This is a genomic window from Bradyrhizobium australiense, assembly GCF_013114825.1.
Lineage (GTDB): Bacteria > Pseudomonadota > Alphaproteobacteria > Rhizobiales > Xanthobacteraceae > Bradyrhizobium > Bradyrhizobium australiense.
In genome coordinates, this window is the sequence record NZ_JAAVLX010000007.1 from 93435 (window position 1) to 108087 (window position 14653).

At 63.4% G+C, this 14653-nt stretch carries 12 protein-coding genes; 7 read left to right on the plus strand and 5 right to left on the minus strand.

From position 1 onward, the window contains the following. Positions 1 to 25 precede the first annotated feature (25 nt). A complete protein-coding gene (locus HCN58_RS20945) occupies positions 26 to 1327 on the minus strand; it encodes an HlyD family secretion protein (protein ID WP_171581295.1) in 1302 nt (433 codons plus the stop codon). Positions 1328 to 1515: 188 nt separating this feature from the next. Here HCN58_RS20945 and HCN58_RS20950 point away from each other — a divergent pair, with 188 nt between their 5' ends. Continuing rightward, positions 1516 to 2157: a TetR/AcrR family transcriptional regulator gene (locus HCN58_RS20950; protein ID WP_171581296.1), complete on the plus strand. Its 642-nt coding sequence runs from the start codon at positions 1516 to 1518 to the stop codon at positions 2155 to 2157. A gap of 30 nt (positions 2158 to 2187) precedes the next feature. On the opposite strand, the gene HCN58_RS20955 is transcribed toward HCN58_RS20950, so the two are convergent. Continuing rightward, positions 2188 to 4437, minus strand: a complete 2250-nt coding sequence (locus HCN58_RS20955) for a TonB-dependent siderophore receptor (RefSeq protein ID WP_171581297.1) — start codon at positions 4435 to 4437, stop codon at positions 2188 to 2190. 376 nt (positions 4438 to 4813) lie between these two features. Here HCN58_RS20955 and HCN58_RS20960 point away from each other — a divergent pair, with 376 nt between their 5' ends. Next, positions 4814 to 5323, plus strand: coding sequence for a YciE/YciF ferroxidase family protein (locus HCN58_RS20960; protein ID WP_171581298.1), 510 nt, complete (start codon positions 4814 to 4816; stop codon positions 5321 to 5323). 211 nt (positions 5324 to 5534) lie between these two features. Here HCN58_RS20960 and HCN58_RS20965 read toward each other — a convergent pair whose 3' ends face one another. After that, positions 5535 to 6668, minus strand: coding sequence for a mandelate racemase/muconate lactonizing enzyme family protein (locus HCN58_RS20965; RefSeq protein ID WP_171581299.1), 1134 nt, complete (start codon positions 6666 to 6668; stop codon positions 5535 to 5537). Between the two features lie 382 nt (positions 6669 to 7050). Between HCN58_RS20965 and HCN58_RS20970 the strand changes: the two genes are divergently transcribed. The 5 genes from HCN58_RS20970 to HCN58_RS20990 all read left to right on the plus strand — a co-directional run bounded on the left by HCN58_RS20970 (position 7051) and on the right by HCN58_RS20990 (position 12144). Next, on the plus strand, positions 7051 to 7419 hold the full coding sequence (locus HCN58_RS20970) for a YunG family protein (protein ID WP_171581300.1): 369 nt from the start codon (positions 7051 to 7053) through the stop codon (positions 7417 to 7419). A 40-nt stretch (positions 7420 to 7459) separates the two neighbouring features. Beyond that, positions 7460 to 7795 (plus strand): KTSC domain-containing protein, encoded by a 336-nt coding sequence (locus tag HCN58_RS20975; RefSeq protein WP_171581301.1) that lies wholly within the window; start codon positions 7460 to 7462, stop codon positions 7793 to 7795. A gap of 70 nt (positions 7796 to 7865) precedes the next feature. Next, complete coding sequence (locus HCN58_RS20980) at positions 7866 to 8537, plus strand: TetR/AcrR family transcriptional regulator (protein WP_171581302.1); 672 nt, start codon at positions 7866 to 7868, stop codon at positions 8535 to 8537. After that, a complete protein-coding gene (locus HCN58_RS20985) occupies positions 8534 to 11224 on the plus strand; it encodes a molybdopterin-dependent oxidoreductase (protein WP_171581303.1) in 2691 nt (896 codons plus the stop codon). Before HCN58_RS20980 ends, HCN58_RS20985 begins: the two co-directional genes overlap by 4 nt. Further along, positions 11221 to 12144, plus strand: a complete 924-nt coding sequence (locus tag HCN58_RS20990; protein WP_171581304.1) for an FAD binding domain-containing protein — start codon at positions 11221 to 11223, stop codon at positions 12142 to 12144. The genes HCN58_RS20985 and HCN58_RS20990 overlap by 4 nt, the downstream gene beginning before the upstream one ends. 118 nt (positions 12145 to 12262) lie before the next feature. On the opposite strand, the gene HCN58_RS20995 is transcribed toward HCN58_RS20990, so the two are convergent. Both HCN58_RS20995 and HCN58_RS21000 read right to left on the minus strand, forming a co-directional pair. Next, entirely contained in the window at positions 12263 to 13519 is a 1257-nt protein-coding gene (locus HCN58_RS20995) for an extensin-like domain-containing protein (protein ID WP_171581305.1), read from the minus strand. Positions 13520 to 13906: 387 nt separating this feature from the next. Then, entirely contained in the window at positions 13907 to 14551 is a 645-nt protein-coding gene (locus tag HCN58_RS21000; RefSeq protein WP_171581306.1) for a DUF2147 domain-containing protein, read from the minus strand. Positions 14552 to 14653: the final 102 nt, after the last annotated feature.

Here is a 14653-nt window from a genome sequence, read left to right on the forward strand (position 1 = left end):
GTTTAGCCCGGAGCTTCAGGAAAACTTAGCGCGGCTGAACCATCCCCGGTGCATCGAGGTCGGCCTCGCTGTCCGCGTCAGCCGCGCCCTCGCGGGTATCAACGGTCACATAGACGGACATGCCGGCGCGCAGCAGGTTCTGCTTCGCCACTTCTTTCGGCACGCGAATGCGAACCGGCAGCCGCTGCACGATCTTGGTGAAATTGCCGGTGGCGTTGTCCGGCGGCAGCAGCGTGAACACCGAGCCTGCCGCGGGCGAAATGCTGTCGACGACGCCGGCGAACTTGCGATGGCCGTAGGCGTCGACCGAGATCTTCACGGGCTGGCCCGAACGGATTCGCTTGAGCTGGGTTTCCTTGTAGTTGGCGTCGATGAAGACGTCATTGAGCGGCACCACATTGGCGAGTCGCTGGCCGGCCTGGATGAAGTCGCCGGCATTGACCAGGCGGTTGGAGAAGGTGCCGTCGACGGGCGCGCGCACCGAGGTGAAGGCAAGGTCGCGCTCTGCCTTGGCAAGCTGGGTCTGCAATTCCGCAAGCTGCGCGCGGGCCTCGGCCTGCTGCGCTTTGGTCACCTCGACATTGTCGCGCGCGGCGTCATAGGCGGCCTGCGCCGACTTCACCGCGGCAAGGCTCTGATCCCGACCGGCTTCGGAAACCTCGAAGGCGGCGCGCGAGGCAAAGCCCTTGGTGCTCAGCGTCTGCTGGCGATCGAAATCGAGGCCGGCGCGCTTCATCGCCGCTTCCGCGGAAGCGAGTTGCGCCCTGGTCTGCTCGACGGCGCTTTCAAGCGCCGTGACCTGGCGGCCGATGCGATCGATGGTCGCCTGCTGCGTCGCGATCTTGCTGCGCGCGGCGTCCACCGCGATGCGGTAGTCGCCGTCATCTATCCTGAAAATCACGTCGCCGGCACGAACGAGCGAATTGTCGCGGGGCAGGATGGCCGCGACATGGCCTGATACCCGGGCGCCGAGCGTGGTGTTGTTGGCGCGAACATAGGCATCGTCGGTCGAAACATAGAAGCGCCCGACGAAAACGAAGTAGACCCCATAAGCGGCGGCTGCGAGTGCGAAAAGACCGAGCACGCCAATCATGACGAACTTGCGCTTGCCCGGTTTCGCCGCCACCGATGCATCGACGGGTGTCGTGGCTGGCTTTTCAGTTGCAGGAGGGCTGGGCGGCTCCGCGGGACGACGCCTGGTCTCTTCCGCCACGTGACTCCGCAACTGGTCGGCAAGCTGGGAGTTGGCCTCGGGCGCGGCTTCGTCCTGCGCCCCTTCCAGTTCGGCGCGAACGACGCGTGCGGCTTGGTCTCTCGCTGCGGCCATTATCGGCGTCCCCATTCCAAATGTCGCGATGCACGTGAGGCCACGGAAACCGGCCGCATTGGCGCGTTTGAGTCAAAATATCATTGACCGAACGGTTCGGTCAAGCTAGATTCCTGCAAATCGACCAAACCGCGAGAAAGGCTTCCTACCATATCCCGGGTTGAATTCTTGCGCGAGAAGATAAACCAATGGTTGCACCCACAGCAAACACGATACATCCCTTAGGCGAGGAGGATAGTTCGAAGCGCCGCCAGATTTTGGATGGCGCACGAAAGGTGTTCATGGACCTGGGCTTTGATGGGGCCAGCATGAACGAGATCGCGCGGTCGTCCGGCGTTTCCAAGGGCACGCTCTACGTCTACTTTGCCGACAAGAGCCGGCTGTTCGAAGCCATTGTCGAGGACGAAGCGCTCGAAAAGGGCAAGATCGCATACAATCTCGACCCCAAACGCGATGTCGAAACCACGCTGCGCGAATTCGGCCGAACCTATATCGGTTCGATCTGCCGCCCGGGCGGCGGATCGTCGATCCGCACGGTAATGGCCATCGCCGAGCGGATGCCAGAGGTCGGACGCCAGTTCTACGAGAACGTGCTGGCAAAGGCGATCAACCGCCTCACCGAGTATCTGCAGGCGCATGTCCGGCCGAACGATCTGGCGATCGACGATTGCCAGCTTGCTGCAGCTCAATTCATGCAGATGTGCCAGGCGACGCTGTTTCTGCCGTTCGTGTTTCAGGCAGAGCCGGCGCCGCCGGCCGAGCGCATCGCGCGCGTGGTTGACAGCGCGACACGGATATTTTTGGCGACGTATCGGGCGAAGCCGAAGTAGGTCCGCTCCTCCACCTTTCCCGATCACGCACTAGAACCTGTACGTCGCGCTCCCCAGCACGGTGCGGCCGATGCCGAAGAAGCAGTCGCCGCGCGCGAGGCAGGTGGTAACATGGCGCTTGTCGGCCAGGTTGCTGGCGTTAACCTGGAAGCGCCATGGGCCGGTTTCATAGCGGATCATGGCGTCGAACAGCGTGTAATCAGGCGTGCGGATAGTGTCGGTGCCGTCCCAGGACTCGCCGATATAACGCACGCCGCCACCGACGGTGACGCCGTTTAGCCCGAGCGCAGTGAGACGGTACTTCGCCCACAGCGAAGCCTGATGTTCGGGCACGGTTTCGACACGCTTGCCGGCATTGTCGCCGCTTTCCACGGTGGCGTTGAGGTAAGAATAGGCGCCGATCAGATCGAGGTCCGGCGTCACGCGGCTGATCACCTCGAACTCGGCGCCGCGAATCCGCACCTGTCCGGTCTGGACTGAAAACTGAGAACCGCCGGGATCGGATGCAAGGCGGTTCTTCTCAGTGGTGTCGAAGATCGCACCGTTGATCGCCGTGCCGGGCATTGGATTGTATTTGAATCCCAGCTCCACTATTTCGCCCTGCTGCGCCTTGCAGGTACCGCCGACACAGACGCCGGAGCCGAAGATCGGCGTGAACGATTGCGCATAGGCGACGTAAGGCGTCAGCCCGAACGGCAGTTCGTACATCAATCCGGCGCGGCCGGTGGTCGCTTTGGTTTCTTCAGTCGGCGATCCCTGTACATTGTTGGTGACGTAGTCCTGACGGATACCGAGAACCGCGAGCCACGGACCGAGCCGCATCTGGTCCTGTGCATAGAGCCCGAGCTGGTTTTGCCGCACGTCCGGTTCAGGCGCCAGCGTCGGCGGAACGACTGGATTATAGACCGGCGCATAAACGTCAAATGGCGTCGGATCAAGGTAGATCCCTGACGACGCGCGCTCACCGAGGCCGCGATAATCGACGCCGAACAGCGCCTTGTGCGTGATCGCGCCGGTTGCGAATTTCAGCTCAGCATTGGCGTCGGAGGTGAAGCTGTCCTTGATCGTCTGCCGGCCCGAGACCCAGCGCGCCACAGTGCGGTGCGCGGGATCGAGAAACGGATCGGCTGGGTTCGAGTAATTGTCCGGATAGACCGTCCGGTAGATGCCCTCGACATGGGTGTAACGCATGTTCTGCCGGATCTTCAAGCCTTCGCCAAAACTGTGCTCGAACAGGCTGGAGACCGCGCCGGTTTCGGTCTGGTAGCGATCGAAGTTCGGATCGCTGGCGAAACGCCGCACCGGAATCAGGCCATTGGGCCCAGGATATAGCGTGCCCTCATGCGGCAGGAACGCCGTGGACGAACCGGTCTTGTCCTTCTGATAGGTGCCGAGCACGGTCCAGTTGGTGTTGTTGGTCGGCCGCCAGGTTAGCGACGGCGCCAGTGCGATGCGATCGTCCTTGACGAAATCGGTTTGCGAATTGCTGTCGCGAAACACGCCGATGAATCGATACAGCCACTCGCCGTCCTTGGTCAGCTTGCCGGTCGAGTCGATCTGCACCTGGTTGCGGTTGAAGCTACCGTATTGCACGCCGATCTCGTTGAATGCCTCCGCCTGCGGACGCTTCGAGATCAGGTTCAACAGGCCTGCCGTCGAAGTGTCGCCATAGAGCACCGAAGACGGACCGCGCAGCACCTCGATGCGCTCAAGCGTAAAAGGATCCGGCCGCCATTCGTTAAACTGGAAGGTATTCACCACGCGGGTGCCGTCGAGAAAGATGTTCGGATCCTGGCCACGAACGCGCGGATAGTCGCCGCGCGAATCGGGGCCATAGGCGTCGGCGAACACGCCGGGCACGTAGCGCAGCGATTCCTGCACGGTGACGGCGCCCTGGTCGGTGACGCGGTCGGCGGTGACGATCGTGATCGATTGCGGTGTTTCGCGCAGCGGCGTATCGGTCTTGGTGCCGGTGCCGCTCTGGCCCGCGAGATAACCGCGCACCGGCCCGGTCGCGGTTTCAGCGCGCGCGCCTGCGGCCGCGGCAGCATCAGGCGCGGTCTGTCCGCGCTGGGTCGTGCGACGGCTCGCGGCCGACGCAGCCTGTCGCCTCGGCGCGGGACGCGGCCGCGCAGCCGGCGCGCGTGAGGGCTGGTCGACGACGACGGCCGGCAATTCCCGCGCGGACGATTGTGCTTCCGCCGGCGTCACATCGATCATCGCGGCGAGCATCGGCAGCGCGGCGCCGAGCCATGCCGCGGTCTTCAAGCATGCAGTCATTTCCAGTCCTCATCGCTTCGCGCGGGACCAGTAACAAGCGTGACCACTATGATGAAGTGCGCGAACGATGAACCGGCGCGTCAATCGCCGGTTTAGAATTAGTATTTCTCCAAGCCGCCTGGATCGTACCGATCGAACGGAATTTAGAATTAGTATTGGTCGAAGCGAACAACACGACAGTTGCGATGAATTGGCGATACACGACTTTTGCGCGAGTACGCTGATGCGCCGTTATTGTCGCCATCGCATGAAACAACAAGCGAGCCATCGCCCATCATGCCGTGGTGCGGCAGCAGTTCGCAGGGAACCCCCAAGGGGTCAGGAACAAAATGATGCTGTCCCGCGTCAGGAATCCCATCAACCCAAGGAGGTTCAAATGGGACTTTTCACAAAAGACATCAAAACCATGGAGGACATGTTCTTGCATGGCCTGGAGGATATCTATTACGCCGAACGCCAGATCACCAAGGCCTTGCCGAAGATGATCGAGAAAGCCACCAACCGTGACCTGTCGGCCGGCCTCAAATCGCATCTTGAAGAAACCAACACCCAGATCGAACGGCTTGAAAAGGTGTTCCAAAAGCTCGGCAAGCAACCGAAGGCGGCTGATTGTCCGGCGATCGACGGGCTGATCAAGGAAGCCGATACGATCACGGCAGAAATCGACGACAATGCCGTGCTCGACGCCGCCATCGTGGCGGGCGCACAAGCGGTCGAGCACTACGAGATCGCGCGGTACGGCACACTGATCGCATGGGCCGAAGAGCTCGGCCATGACGACGTCGTTCGCTTCCTTACGACCAACCTTAACGAAGAGAAGGCAGCCAACACCAAGCTCAACACGGTCGCGCTTCGCAAGGGCGTCAACAAAAAGGCCGTGGCGTAGGAACCAAAGTTCCGCCGGATAGTTATCCCCGCTCGGAGGCAGGGATGATGTCCGTAAAGACCGCACTTTTTTGGATGACCGGCGTTCCACTGTCGATCATTCTCTTGCTCGCACTGTTCCTGCACCCCGGCTGACGCGTTCGTTAGCGACGCATCAGATGCCGGGGTTTTCCGCGCGTTGCGTCGGCTATCAAAACGGCGAACGAATGCCCTCACCTCACAGCAAGCCGCTTTAACGCGTCGCGGTCGATTTCGATGCCAAGCCCGGGCTCTTCGGACACCGCCACGAGGCCGTCTGTGTGTTCGATCGGCCGGGTCAGGATCGCCTGGCGGATCGGATGCTCGGTCCGGTCGAACTCCAGGATCGGCTCGAGCGGCGACAGCGAGCGCGGGGTGTGGGAAGGCACAACGGCAAGGAGCTGCAACGATGCGGCGATCGCAATTCCCGTTCCCCAGACATGCGGGTTGTACCTGACGCCGAACGCCTCAGCCATGTCGGCGATTTTCTTGCACTCGGAAAGACCGCCTGCCGCGCAGGTATCGGGCTGGATGATGTCCATCGCGCGTGAAACCAGCACATCGCGGAAGCCGAACCGCGTGAATTCGCATTCGCCGCCCGCCACTGGAATCGAAATCGCCGATTTCACCTCGCGGTATCCCGCGAGGTCCTCCGGCGGGACGGGCTCCTCGAACCATCCGATATCGTAGCACTCGATCATCCTGCCGAGACGGATCGCAGCCGTCGCATCGTAGGCGTGGTTGGCATCGACCATCAGCGCAATGCCAGGCCCGATCGCCTCCCGCACGGCGCGCGTCACCGCGGCATCTTCTTCGACGCCGAAGCCGACCTTCAGCTTCACCGCCTTGAATCCGTCCGCGACGTAGCCTGCCGCCTCATCCGGCAGATAGCGCAGCGGATCGCCCGATTTGCGCCGGTAGAGTCCCGTCGCATAGGCCTGTACCTGGCTCCGGCTCGCACCGCCGAGCAATTGGTGGACGGGAACGCCGAAACGTTTTCCTTTGATGTCCCAGAGCGCGATGTCAATGCCACTCAGGGCTTCGATGACGACGCCTTTCTGACCGTGATCGCGCAGCGCGGAATAGACTTTCTGCCACAGGAAATCCGTCCGCAGCGGGTCCTCGCCGACCAGCAGGGGCGCCACGCTCGAGACCGCGGCTGCGGTGATCCGCGCCGGACCATAGCACTCGCCCCAGCCGGTCAGGCCGTCCTCGGTCTCGACCTCGACCAACATGGCCGTACGCGTATCGTACCAGGCGCGGGAGTAGGCAAAGGGCTGCGAGAGCTTCGCCTCGAGGACGTGGGCCCGAACGCTCCTGATTTTCATGACGTGGCTCTCCGGCGCGGGATTTCGGATGCAGCCCGCTTGGACGCAACCATATGCGCTAGGGTCGAAAGCGAAAACCCCCTTGATACAACGGTCCCGTTCGCGCGCCTATGCGTAGCCGAGATCACGATAGCCGCGCGAGTTCATGTCAAATTTTTCCTATCTGCAACGACTACCCGGACCCGCAATTCGTCAGGCCGCAGTTTCAATTGAAGTTCGACGCACATCGCCCGGCCGGGCGTGCAAGATTGCCTGGAGAAAGGGCGACGTGATCGGGATCACGTTTGTGTAACCTGCGACCGGTCACCCCCGCGCCGTAGAGCGGCGGCGGGCCACCTGCTAGAACGGCGGGAGCACCATCATCGCACGCATGGGGTATTTGATGACGACCGCCTGCCCATCCCTGATCGGTCTCTATCACAAACTGAGCAATGCCTGGTCGGCGGAGACCAGCAGCCAGTGGCGGTCCGACAATCCCGCGGCGGGGCAATGCTCGGTAACGGCCCTGGTGGTCCAGGACGAACTCGGAGGCGCGATACTGACGACGAACGTCAACGGCGCCTGGCATTTCTACAATGAGATCGATGGGCGGCGTGTCGATTTCACGATGAGCCAGTTCGACAGCCCAATCGGGTATGACGACCTACCAAGCAACCGGCAGGAGGCGTTCAGCGACACCTCTGCGGCGCAATATGAATTGCTTCTCGGACTGGTTCGATCAGGCCGATCTGCCGGGAAGCGGACGCCATGAAGAACAAACCCCACTTATGATCCCGCACGCTTGATGCAAAATGACCCGTCTCGCTTTCATCCTTGCGCTGCTTTTCACCGCGCCTTGGGAACAGGCCGATACCGTTGACGTGAAAGATCGCGGACGGGTCGACCTCACCCCCTTCAATTGTCAGGACATCACCCGCAGCAGCGTCATCAGCCGGGTATGTTATGACGCCGCGGACCGGCGTATGCTCGTCCAGCGCCATGCGGTCTACTTTCAATATTGCGATCTGCCAAAAGACAAGGTCGATGCGCTGCTTAACGCGCCATCGATGGGGCGATATTTCGCGACGAACATTGCACCGCCGGGCGAGAACGCGCCTTATGGCTGCCCGACGCCCCGCAACGGCTAGCGGTCGCGAGCCGCACCGGCGGCCGCCCGCCTCGCCTTGACATTTCGTCTCTTTTTGTCAAAATCGTCAAATGAGCGCCCGTACCCGCATTCTCGATGCCGCGATGCTGGTGTTCCGCCGGCACGGCTTTCGGCGCTCGTCGATCGAACAGGCGGCGGAGGCCGCCGGGCTGACGCGGCAGGCGCTCTACCATCATTTCAAATCCAAGGAAGCCCTGTTTCGCGCCGTCATTGAACGGCTGCATGAGGAGGCGCTCGCCGCCGAAATCGCCGCCGCCGGCACTGCCGAGAAGCAAGGCGGCAGCCTCGCCGATGTTCTCGTCGCATCGGTCTCCGCCAAGCTCAGGCAGTTGGCCGCTTCGCTCGACGGCTCGCCGCATGTCGAGGAGCTGTTCTCCGAACATCTCCTGCAGGCGCGCGACCTCTACCAGAAATATGCCGCCGCCTATGCGGATCAGCTCGCCGCGACGATCACGCGCGTTTGCCGCAAGCAGGGCCTCGTTCTCAACGCCGGCATGACGCCGCGCAGCCTTGCGCGATGCGTCGAGATGGCGGTCAACGGCACCAAATCCGTCTACCCCGCAATGCAGCCGGCCGATGCGTTCCTGAAGGATCTGGAAATCATGCTGCGCACGCTGATCGCCGGTGCCGTCGGCCCGGCGAAACAGCCGCGAGCGGCCAAACCAAAGCCAGCCAAGAAACCTGACAAGAAATCCGCCCAGAAACCTGGAGATCGCAGATGAGCACCATGACGATCAATGGCAAGCTTGCTCCCCTCCCCGACGATCCCGATGCGCTGCTGGTCGACGTCGTGCGCGACGCGCTCGACCTTACCGGCACCAAGCTCGTCTGCGGGGCCGGCGTCTGCGGCGCCTGCACGGTGCTGATCGATGGCGAGCCCGCCGTGAGCTGCCTGATGCCGGTGCGCGCCGCCGCAGACAGGAATGTAACCACGGTCGAAGGCATCGGCGCGGCAAAACTTCACCCGGTGCAGAAGGCCTTCATGGCGCACGACGCCCTGCAATGCGGCTTCTGCACGCCGGGTTTCATCGTCGCGGCTGCGGCGTTTCACGATTCCTGGCGCGCGGCCAAGGGCACGGCGGCGCCGACGCGCGAGGAAATCGGCGCGGCGCTGTCAGGCCATCTCTGCCGCTGCGGCGCTTACGACGGCATCTTCCGCGCCGTGGCGGACGCCTGCGCCGGCCGCTTCGACGGCAACGATGTTTTGCCACCGCGCATGGAGGCACGCGATAAGGTGACGGGATCGGCGAAGTATACCGTCGATATCAATCATGATGGCCAGCTCGAAGGCGTGATCCTGCGCTCGCCGTTCGCGCATGCGCGCATCGGAGAGCTCGATCTCGCCGCCGCGCGCGCGATGCCCGGTGTCAGCGCGGTGATCCCGCTGCTCGGCGAGGATCACATTGTCCGTTATGTCGGCGAACCCATCGCCGCCGTCGCGGCGAAGGACCGCAAGACCGCGCTGCTCGCCATCGCGGCCATCAAGGTCAATAGCGAACGCCTGCCATCGGTGATCGGGCTCGAGGAGGCACGCAAGGCCGACGCGCCCGTCGTGTTCGAAAAATCCGCACGCAAGAAGGCCGGCAACGTCTCCGAAGGAGGCGGCTCCCCGGCTTCTTGGAAAGGCAACATCCGCGGCCCCTCGGCGGCATTTTCCAAGAAGCCGAAGAAGGTGCGGAGCTGGATCGACGGCGCGCGCGCGGCGAACAATCCGCTGCTGGTGGAGGGCACCTTCCGCACCGGTACGCAACAGCATGCCTGTCTCGAGCCGCATGCGGCGGTGGCGCGTTTCGACGGCGACCGGCTCACCGTGCATGTCTCGACGCAAGCCGTGTTTCATCTGATGGAGTTGATCGCCAAGAGCTACAAGCTCGACCGCGACAAGGTGCGCGTGATCGCCGATCATGTCGGCGGCGGTTTTGGTTCGAAGGCGGCGCTTGGCGTAGAAACGACCACTGCGATCGAACTGGCGCGCGAAGCCAGGGCACCGGTGCGCGTCGCCTACGACAGGCACGAGGAGCTATCGGTCACCGGCTATCGGCCGGCGACGGAAATGAAGATCGCGCTGCTGCCGTCAGGGCAAGGCGAACTGAAAGCGCTGTCGCTGACCGCCCACGCCGACACGGGAGCCGCGACCAATTCGACCATCGCCGCGCTGGCGCGCCTGATCTATCCGGCGGAGGCAAAAGAGCTCGCCGATTTCGACGTCATCAGCAATTTGCCGGCCGGGGCTCCGTTTCGCGGTCCCGGCGGGCCGCCGATGGCGTTTGCGCTGGAACAGGCGATCGACGAAGCGGCGCTGCGCATGAACGTGGATCCCGTCGCGCTGCGCAAACGCTGGGATCCCGATCCCAACCGCCAGCGGCTTTACGATTGGGCCTCAAGCCTTGACGTCTGGCGCAACCGGAAGCCGGTCGCCGCACAAAACGGCCGCTATCGCCGCGGCGTCGGCGTCGCCACCGGCTACTGGCTTTATCTGTGGCAGCCCGGCTCCAAGGTCGAGGTGGCTGTGAAGGGCGGACGACTGATCGCGAGCACGGCGACGCAGGATATTGGCACCGGCACCCGCACCGTGATCGCCAATACGCTCGCACGCGAATTCGGGCTGGAGCCACATGAGGTCGAGGTCCGGATCGGCGATTCACAACTGCCGGAAGGGCCGGGCTCGGGCGGCAGCCGCGTCACGGCGTCGGTGATCCCGCCGATGCTGCTCGCCATCACGCAGTTGAAGGCAGCGATCCAGCAAAGCGCCAAACGGCAACCGATCCCCGGCTCCAATGCGCCATGGCGCGAAATGCTCGCGGTATCGCCCGACCTCTCCGCATCAGGCGTGCGGCCGGAAGATTCCAGGCAGATGGCGCCGGGCATCCAGTCGCCGCTGAAGCAGGCCGGCTTCATGGGCTGGATCCTCGGCTGGATGATGCGGCGCTTCTCCAACCTTGCGATCGGCGCTGGTGTGCCGAGTTCGGTGCAGATAGTCGAAGTCGAGGTCGATACCTGGCTCGGCCACGTGCGCGTCGTCAACGTTCACACCGGCATTGCGGTCGGCAGGATCGTGGCGCCGGCGCTGGCGCGAAGCCAGGCGGCCGGCGCCGTCATACAGGGCATCGGCTATGCGCTCTATGAAGCACGCGAGGTCGATTGTCGCACCGGCGACGTGCTCAGCGGCGGCATGGACGACTACCGCATTCCCGGTATCGCGGACACGCCCATTATCGACGTGCATTTCGACCAGGGAGGATTCGATCACGTGCTCGGCGGCAGCGTCGGCGTCGGCGAGGTCGCAACCGTGCCGACCTCGCCCGCGGTGGCTAATGCCATTCACCACGCAACCGGCATACGGCTGACCGAACTGCCGATCCGTCCTGACCGCCTCGTCGCCGCGCTCAAAGGGAGGGCCGCCGCATGACTGCATCAGCCATGATCGCCACGCAAGCAGGCGAATTCCGCGCCGCCGGCACCGACCTCAGCGAGAGGCGGCGCAGCGGCGTCTCGAAGGGGCCGCTGATCGATATATCAGCCACGTCCGACACGATCGGGATCCATTGGGGCTCCGATGGCAGTTTGCGCGTTGGCGCCTTCACCACCATTGCCGCCATTGCCGGCGATGCACGCGTCGCCGCGGCGTATCCGGGCATGATCGCATCCGCGCACGGTTTGGCAACGCCGCAGGTCCGTCACCTCGCCACCCTCGGCGGCAATCTCGCGCAACGTTCGCGCTGCTGGTATTTTCGCAATCCGCACATCGCCTGTCTCAGGAAGGGCGGACCGGACTGTCCCGCGCGATCGGGCAATCATCTCTACCATGTCGCTTTCGACCTTGGTCCCTGCGTGGCGCCGCATCCCTCGACAATGGCGGCGGCGTTGCTCGCCTACGAAGCGAAAGTAATCACCGACCAGAGGAGTTCGCTGACGATCAGCGATCTGCTCGGCGACGGCCGCAACGGCGCTGCCGATAACGCGCTGCAGCCGGGCGAGATGATCAAGAGCGTCGAACTTCCTTCTCCGCTGCAAGGCGAGCGTGCGCACTACAAGCGCGCGATCAGCCGCACCCATGCCGAATGGCCGCTGGTCGAAGTCTGCGCCCGCGCCGTGGTGAAAGACGGAACGTTCCAGTTCGTCCGCCTCGCCGCCGGCGGCATCGCCCCGGTGCCGCTACGGCTTGCGGCCGCCGAAGCGGCGTTGCAGGGAAAGAGCGCCAGTGCAGCGAACATCGCGAGCGCCGCGGAGCAAGCCGCTGCGGGGGCAAAGCCGTTGCCGATGACGGGCTACAAGCTCGATCTGCTGAAGGGTCTGGTGCGGGATTTGTTGGAGAAGATTGCAGAGTGAGCCTGGATATCTCGTAGGATGGGTTGAGCCCCCTTGCGAAACCCATCGCCTGATGAACGGGAGTGATAGGTAGCGCTTCGCTCGACCCATCCTACGCGTTGAGCAATTCTGCTCAACGCTAATGATCCTCGAACTCGTCTTCCTCGTTGACCTTGCTGTTGCCCCTGAACCAGCGCGACACCGACTTCTTGCCGCCAAGCGATCCCGTCGAATAAGGGTCGCGTGATGCGTAGGGGTTGCGCTGCCCGGCGCGCGCGGCGACCTGCTCGCCCGATACCGCGGCAGGCTGGCAGATGGTACGGCCGGAGGCGCGGCGCATCAGGTCGACGTGGATGTGATCCTCGTGGTGGGCGTTGGAGCCCGGCGCCAGCACGGTGTTGAACTGCTGGCAGGCGGCGGCCTGCACGTCACGCAAAAAGCCCTGCTCTTCCGGCATGCCGCGCCAGCCGCCCCGGACCGTGATGCGCCTGCCGTCGGCAAGCGTGAAGGCTGCGATGTCGAGCGCGTTGCCAAACGCGTGCTCGGAAATATGCGCATGCGGATTGCCGTTCATGCCGCGGCAGGAATAGGCGGAGATCTGCTTGATCTCGACGACGCGCACGCCGAACCAGCGCATCGCCGCCGGCTGCACGGAATCGGCGAGCCAGCGGTCGAGCGCGGAGACGATCGGGCATGCCAGCGTCGCCGCCGGCTTCATCGAAACCTGCCCGAAGGCACTGACCGAATTGCCTTGCGCGGGACCAAGCCGGGGCGCGGCCGGTGACGGCGAGGAGGATGGCTGCGTATACGGCGTAGAAGAAGGCGCGGTGTAACGGTCGCGCCGCGGATGGGATGGTGGCGCCGCATAACCGCCGCCGTGCGATGTCGGCGCGCCTTCGGGCGGCAGATCGGTGTCGTCCTCCTGCGGGGCAACACCCGGCGCGGAGAGCGAGATCGGGCCGTTCGACGGCGCGGCATGGTTCGGCTGGCGCGGCGCCGGATCAGTATAGTTTCCCGAATGGCTCCCAGGATAGTTTCCAGAATAGTTCCCCTGGGGCGGAGCCGCCGCCGGCGCGCGCGTGATCGGCCAGCGGGGCTGATTGCCGATATTGCCGGGCGGCCGGAGGCTTTCGTCGGCAAAGCCGAAAGAGGTGATGTTATCGCCGAGCGCTGCCACTTTCAGCGGATATTCCGCGCCGCACACGCCAGGACCGGAGATCGGATCGATCCGGACCAATTCCGGGCTCTCCTTGACCGCGCCGGACTTCAGGCAAGCGATTTCGGCCTCGGCACGCCATGGTTCGCGCTCGGCGGACTGAAAAAATCCGCGGCCACAACCAACTAGCGAGACGAGGACGAAGGAGCCGACGAGATACAAACGAACTCCGCGCGTCATCCCGCGCACGTTCGACTAATTTATTTAAAGACTCTTCAACATGTTGATTTTACGAATTTTTTACCATGTTGGCGGGGACCGCCGCCTGTGGAGAGCAGGCGGATGGACAGCAACGCTGACTTTTTAGGCCGGGAACGCTTGGTTAGCTTTGGTGTTATTGCCGGCACGACGTGAACCCAGGGAGACACTTCCAATGGATTTCGTAAGTCCACTGGTTAGCAGGCTGAGCGTTGTCGCGGCGTATCTCGCATTTGCTTTCGTCGGGGCGATTGTGCTCGGCGTGTTCTAGACGTCCCGTCCGGATGGACCTGTTCGCCCGGTGCGTTGTCACCGGGCGTTTTCGTGAACGGTTTACGAGCCGGGCTCGGCGATCACCTGCCGCGACATTTACAAGCTGTCGGCGCGGCGCGTGATGCGGCTCCAATTGTTGCCGGTGCAGTAGAAGCGGCCGAGCGCGCAAGCCTCGACGCGAAGCGTGTTGATTCCCTTCATCGACATCGTGCCGTAATACGTCTCGCCGCTGTCCTGGCTGTAGACGCTGCCGGTCCATTGCCGTTCCGTCTTCGGCTTCATGTTGATCAGGATCGCCTCGCCCTTCTCGCTCGATGAATTGAGCACATAGCCCCACAGCGCGCCGCCGCATTTTCCGATCCGCACCGCCCGCTTGCCTTCAGTCTGCCAGTCGCCGATCGGCGAATCCGACGGCTCTTCCTCGGCCTGATGCGAGACGCGTTCAACCTGTAGCGCAGCCTGCGCAGTTTCGACCGGCGACGTGGTCGCTGGCGGCGGCGAAACGGTCTGTGGCGCAGCCTTCGCCGGTACGCCGGCGCCGTGATCGTCGTCATAGCGGTCGCGCTTGTGGCGCCAGTTGAGGCTTCTGGAGACCGACATCGAGGCACAGGACGTCGAGCGGCAATGCAGGGAGGATTCAATGCGCACCCGATGGCCGCCGATGTTGAATGAAATCGAGCCTCTGGCATGCGCCGAAGAACCAAGCAGCATCAGCACGGCGAGAAAACAAAACCGCTTCATCAAAGCCTCCCGCGGCTGATTGCGGAAAACTAGTCGCGGGGAACTTCGACCGGCTGTGATTTGAATCACCGAGCCATTTCGGCGCTGCCCGGCGCTTCGTGA

What these genes read in the sequence shown, in the direction of transcription:
- HCN58_RS20955 (WP_171581297.1), bottom strand. Translation starts at nt 4,437, where the DNA reads ATGACTGCATGCTTGAAGACCGCGGCATGGCTCGGCGCCGCGCTGCCG.
- HCN58_RS20970 (WP_171581300.1), top strand. Translation starts at nt 7,051, where the DNA reads ATGACGACCGCCTGCCCATCCCTGATCGGTCTCTATCACAAACTGAGC.
- HCN58_RS20975 (WP_171581301.1), top strand. Translation starts at nt 7,460, where the DNA reads ATGACCCGTCTCGCTTTCATCCTTGCGCTGCTTTTCACCGCGCCTTGG.
- HCN58_RS21000 (WP_171581306.1), bottom strand. Translation starts at nt 14,551, where the DNA reads ATGAAGCGGTTTTGTTTTCTCGCCGTGCTGATGCTGCTTGGTTCTTCG.
- HCN58_RS20960 (WP_171581298.1), top strand. Translation starts at nt 4,814, where the DNA reads ATGGGACTTTTCACAAAAGACATCAAAACCATGGAGGACATGTTCTTG.
- HCN58_RS20965 (WP_171581299.1), bottom strand. Translation starts at nt 6,668, where the DNA reads ATGAAAATCAGGAGCGTTCGGGCCCACGTCCTCGAGGCGAAGCTCTCG.
- HCN58_RS20980 (WP_171581302.1), top strand. Translation starts at nt 7,866, where the DNA reads ATGAGCGCCCGTACCCGCATTCTCGATGCCGCGATGCTGGTGTTCCGC.
- HCN58_RS20985 (WP_171581303.1), top strand. Translation starts at nt 8,534, where the DNA reads ATGAGCACCATGACGATCAATGGCAAGCTTGCTCCCCTCCCCGACGAT.
- HCN58_RS20990 (WP_171581304.1), top strand. Translation starts at nt 11,221, where the DNA reads ATGACTGCATCAGCCATGATCGCCACGCAAGCAGGCGAATTCCGCGCC.
- HCN58_RS20945 (WP_171581295.1), bottom strand. Translation starts at nt 1,327, where the DNA reads ATGGCCGCAGCGAGAGACCAAGCCGCACGCGTCGTTCGCGCCGAACTG.
- HCN58_RS20995 (WP_171581305.1), bottom strand. Translation starts at nt 13,519, where the DNA reads ATGACGCGCGGAGTTCGTTTGTATCTCGTCGGCTCCTTCGTCCTCGTC.
- HCN58_RS20950 (WP_171581296.1), top strand. Translation starts at nt 1,516, where the DNA reads ATGGTTGCACCCACAGCAAACACGATACATCCCTTAGGCGAGGAGGAT.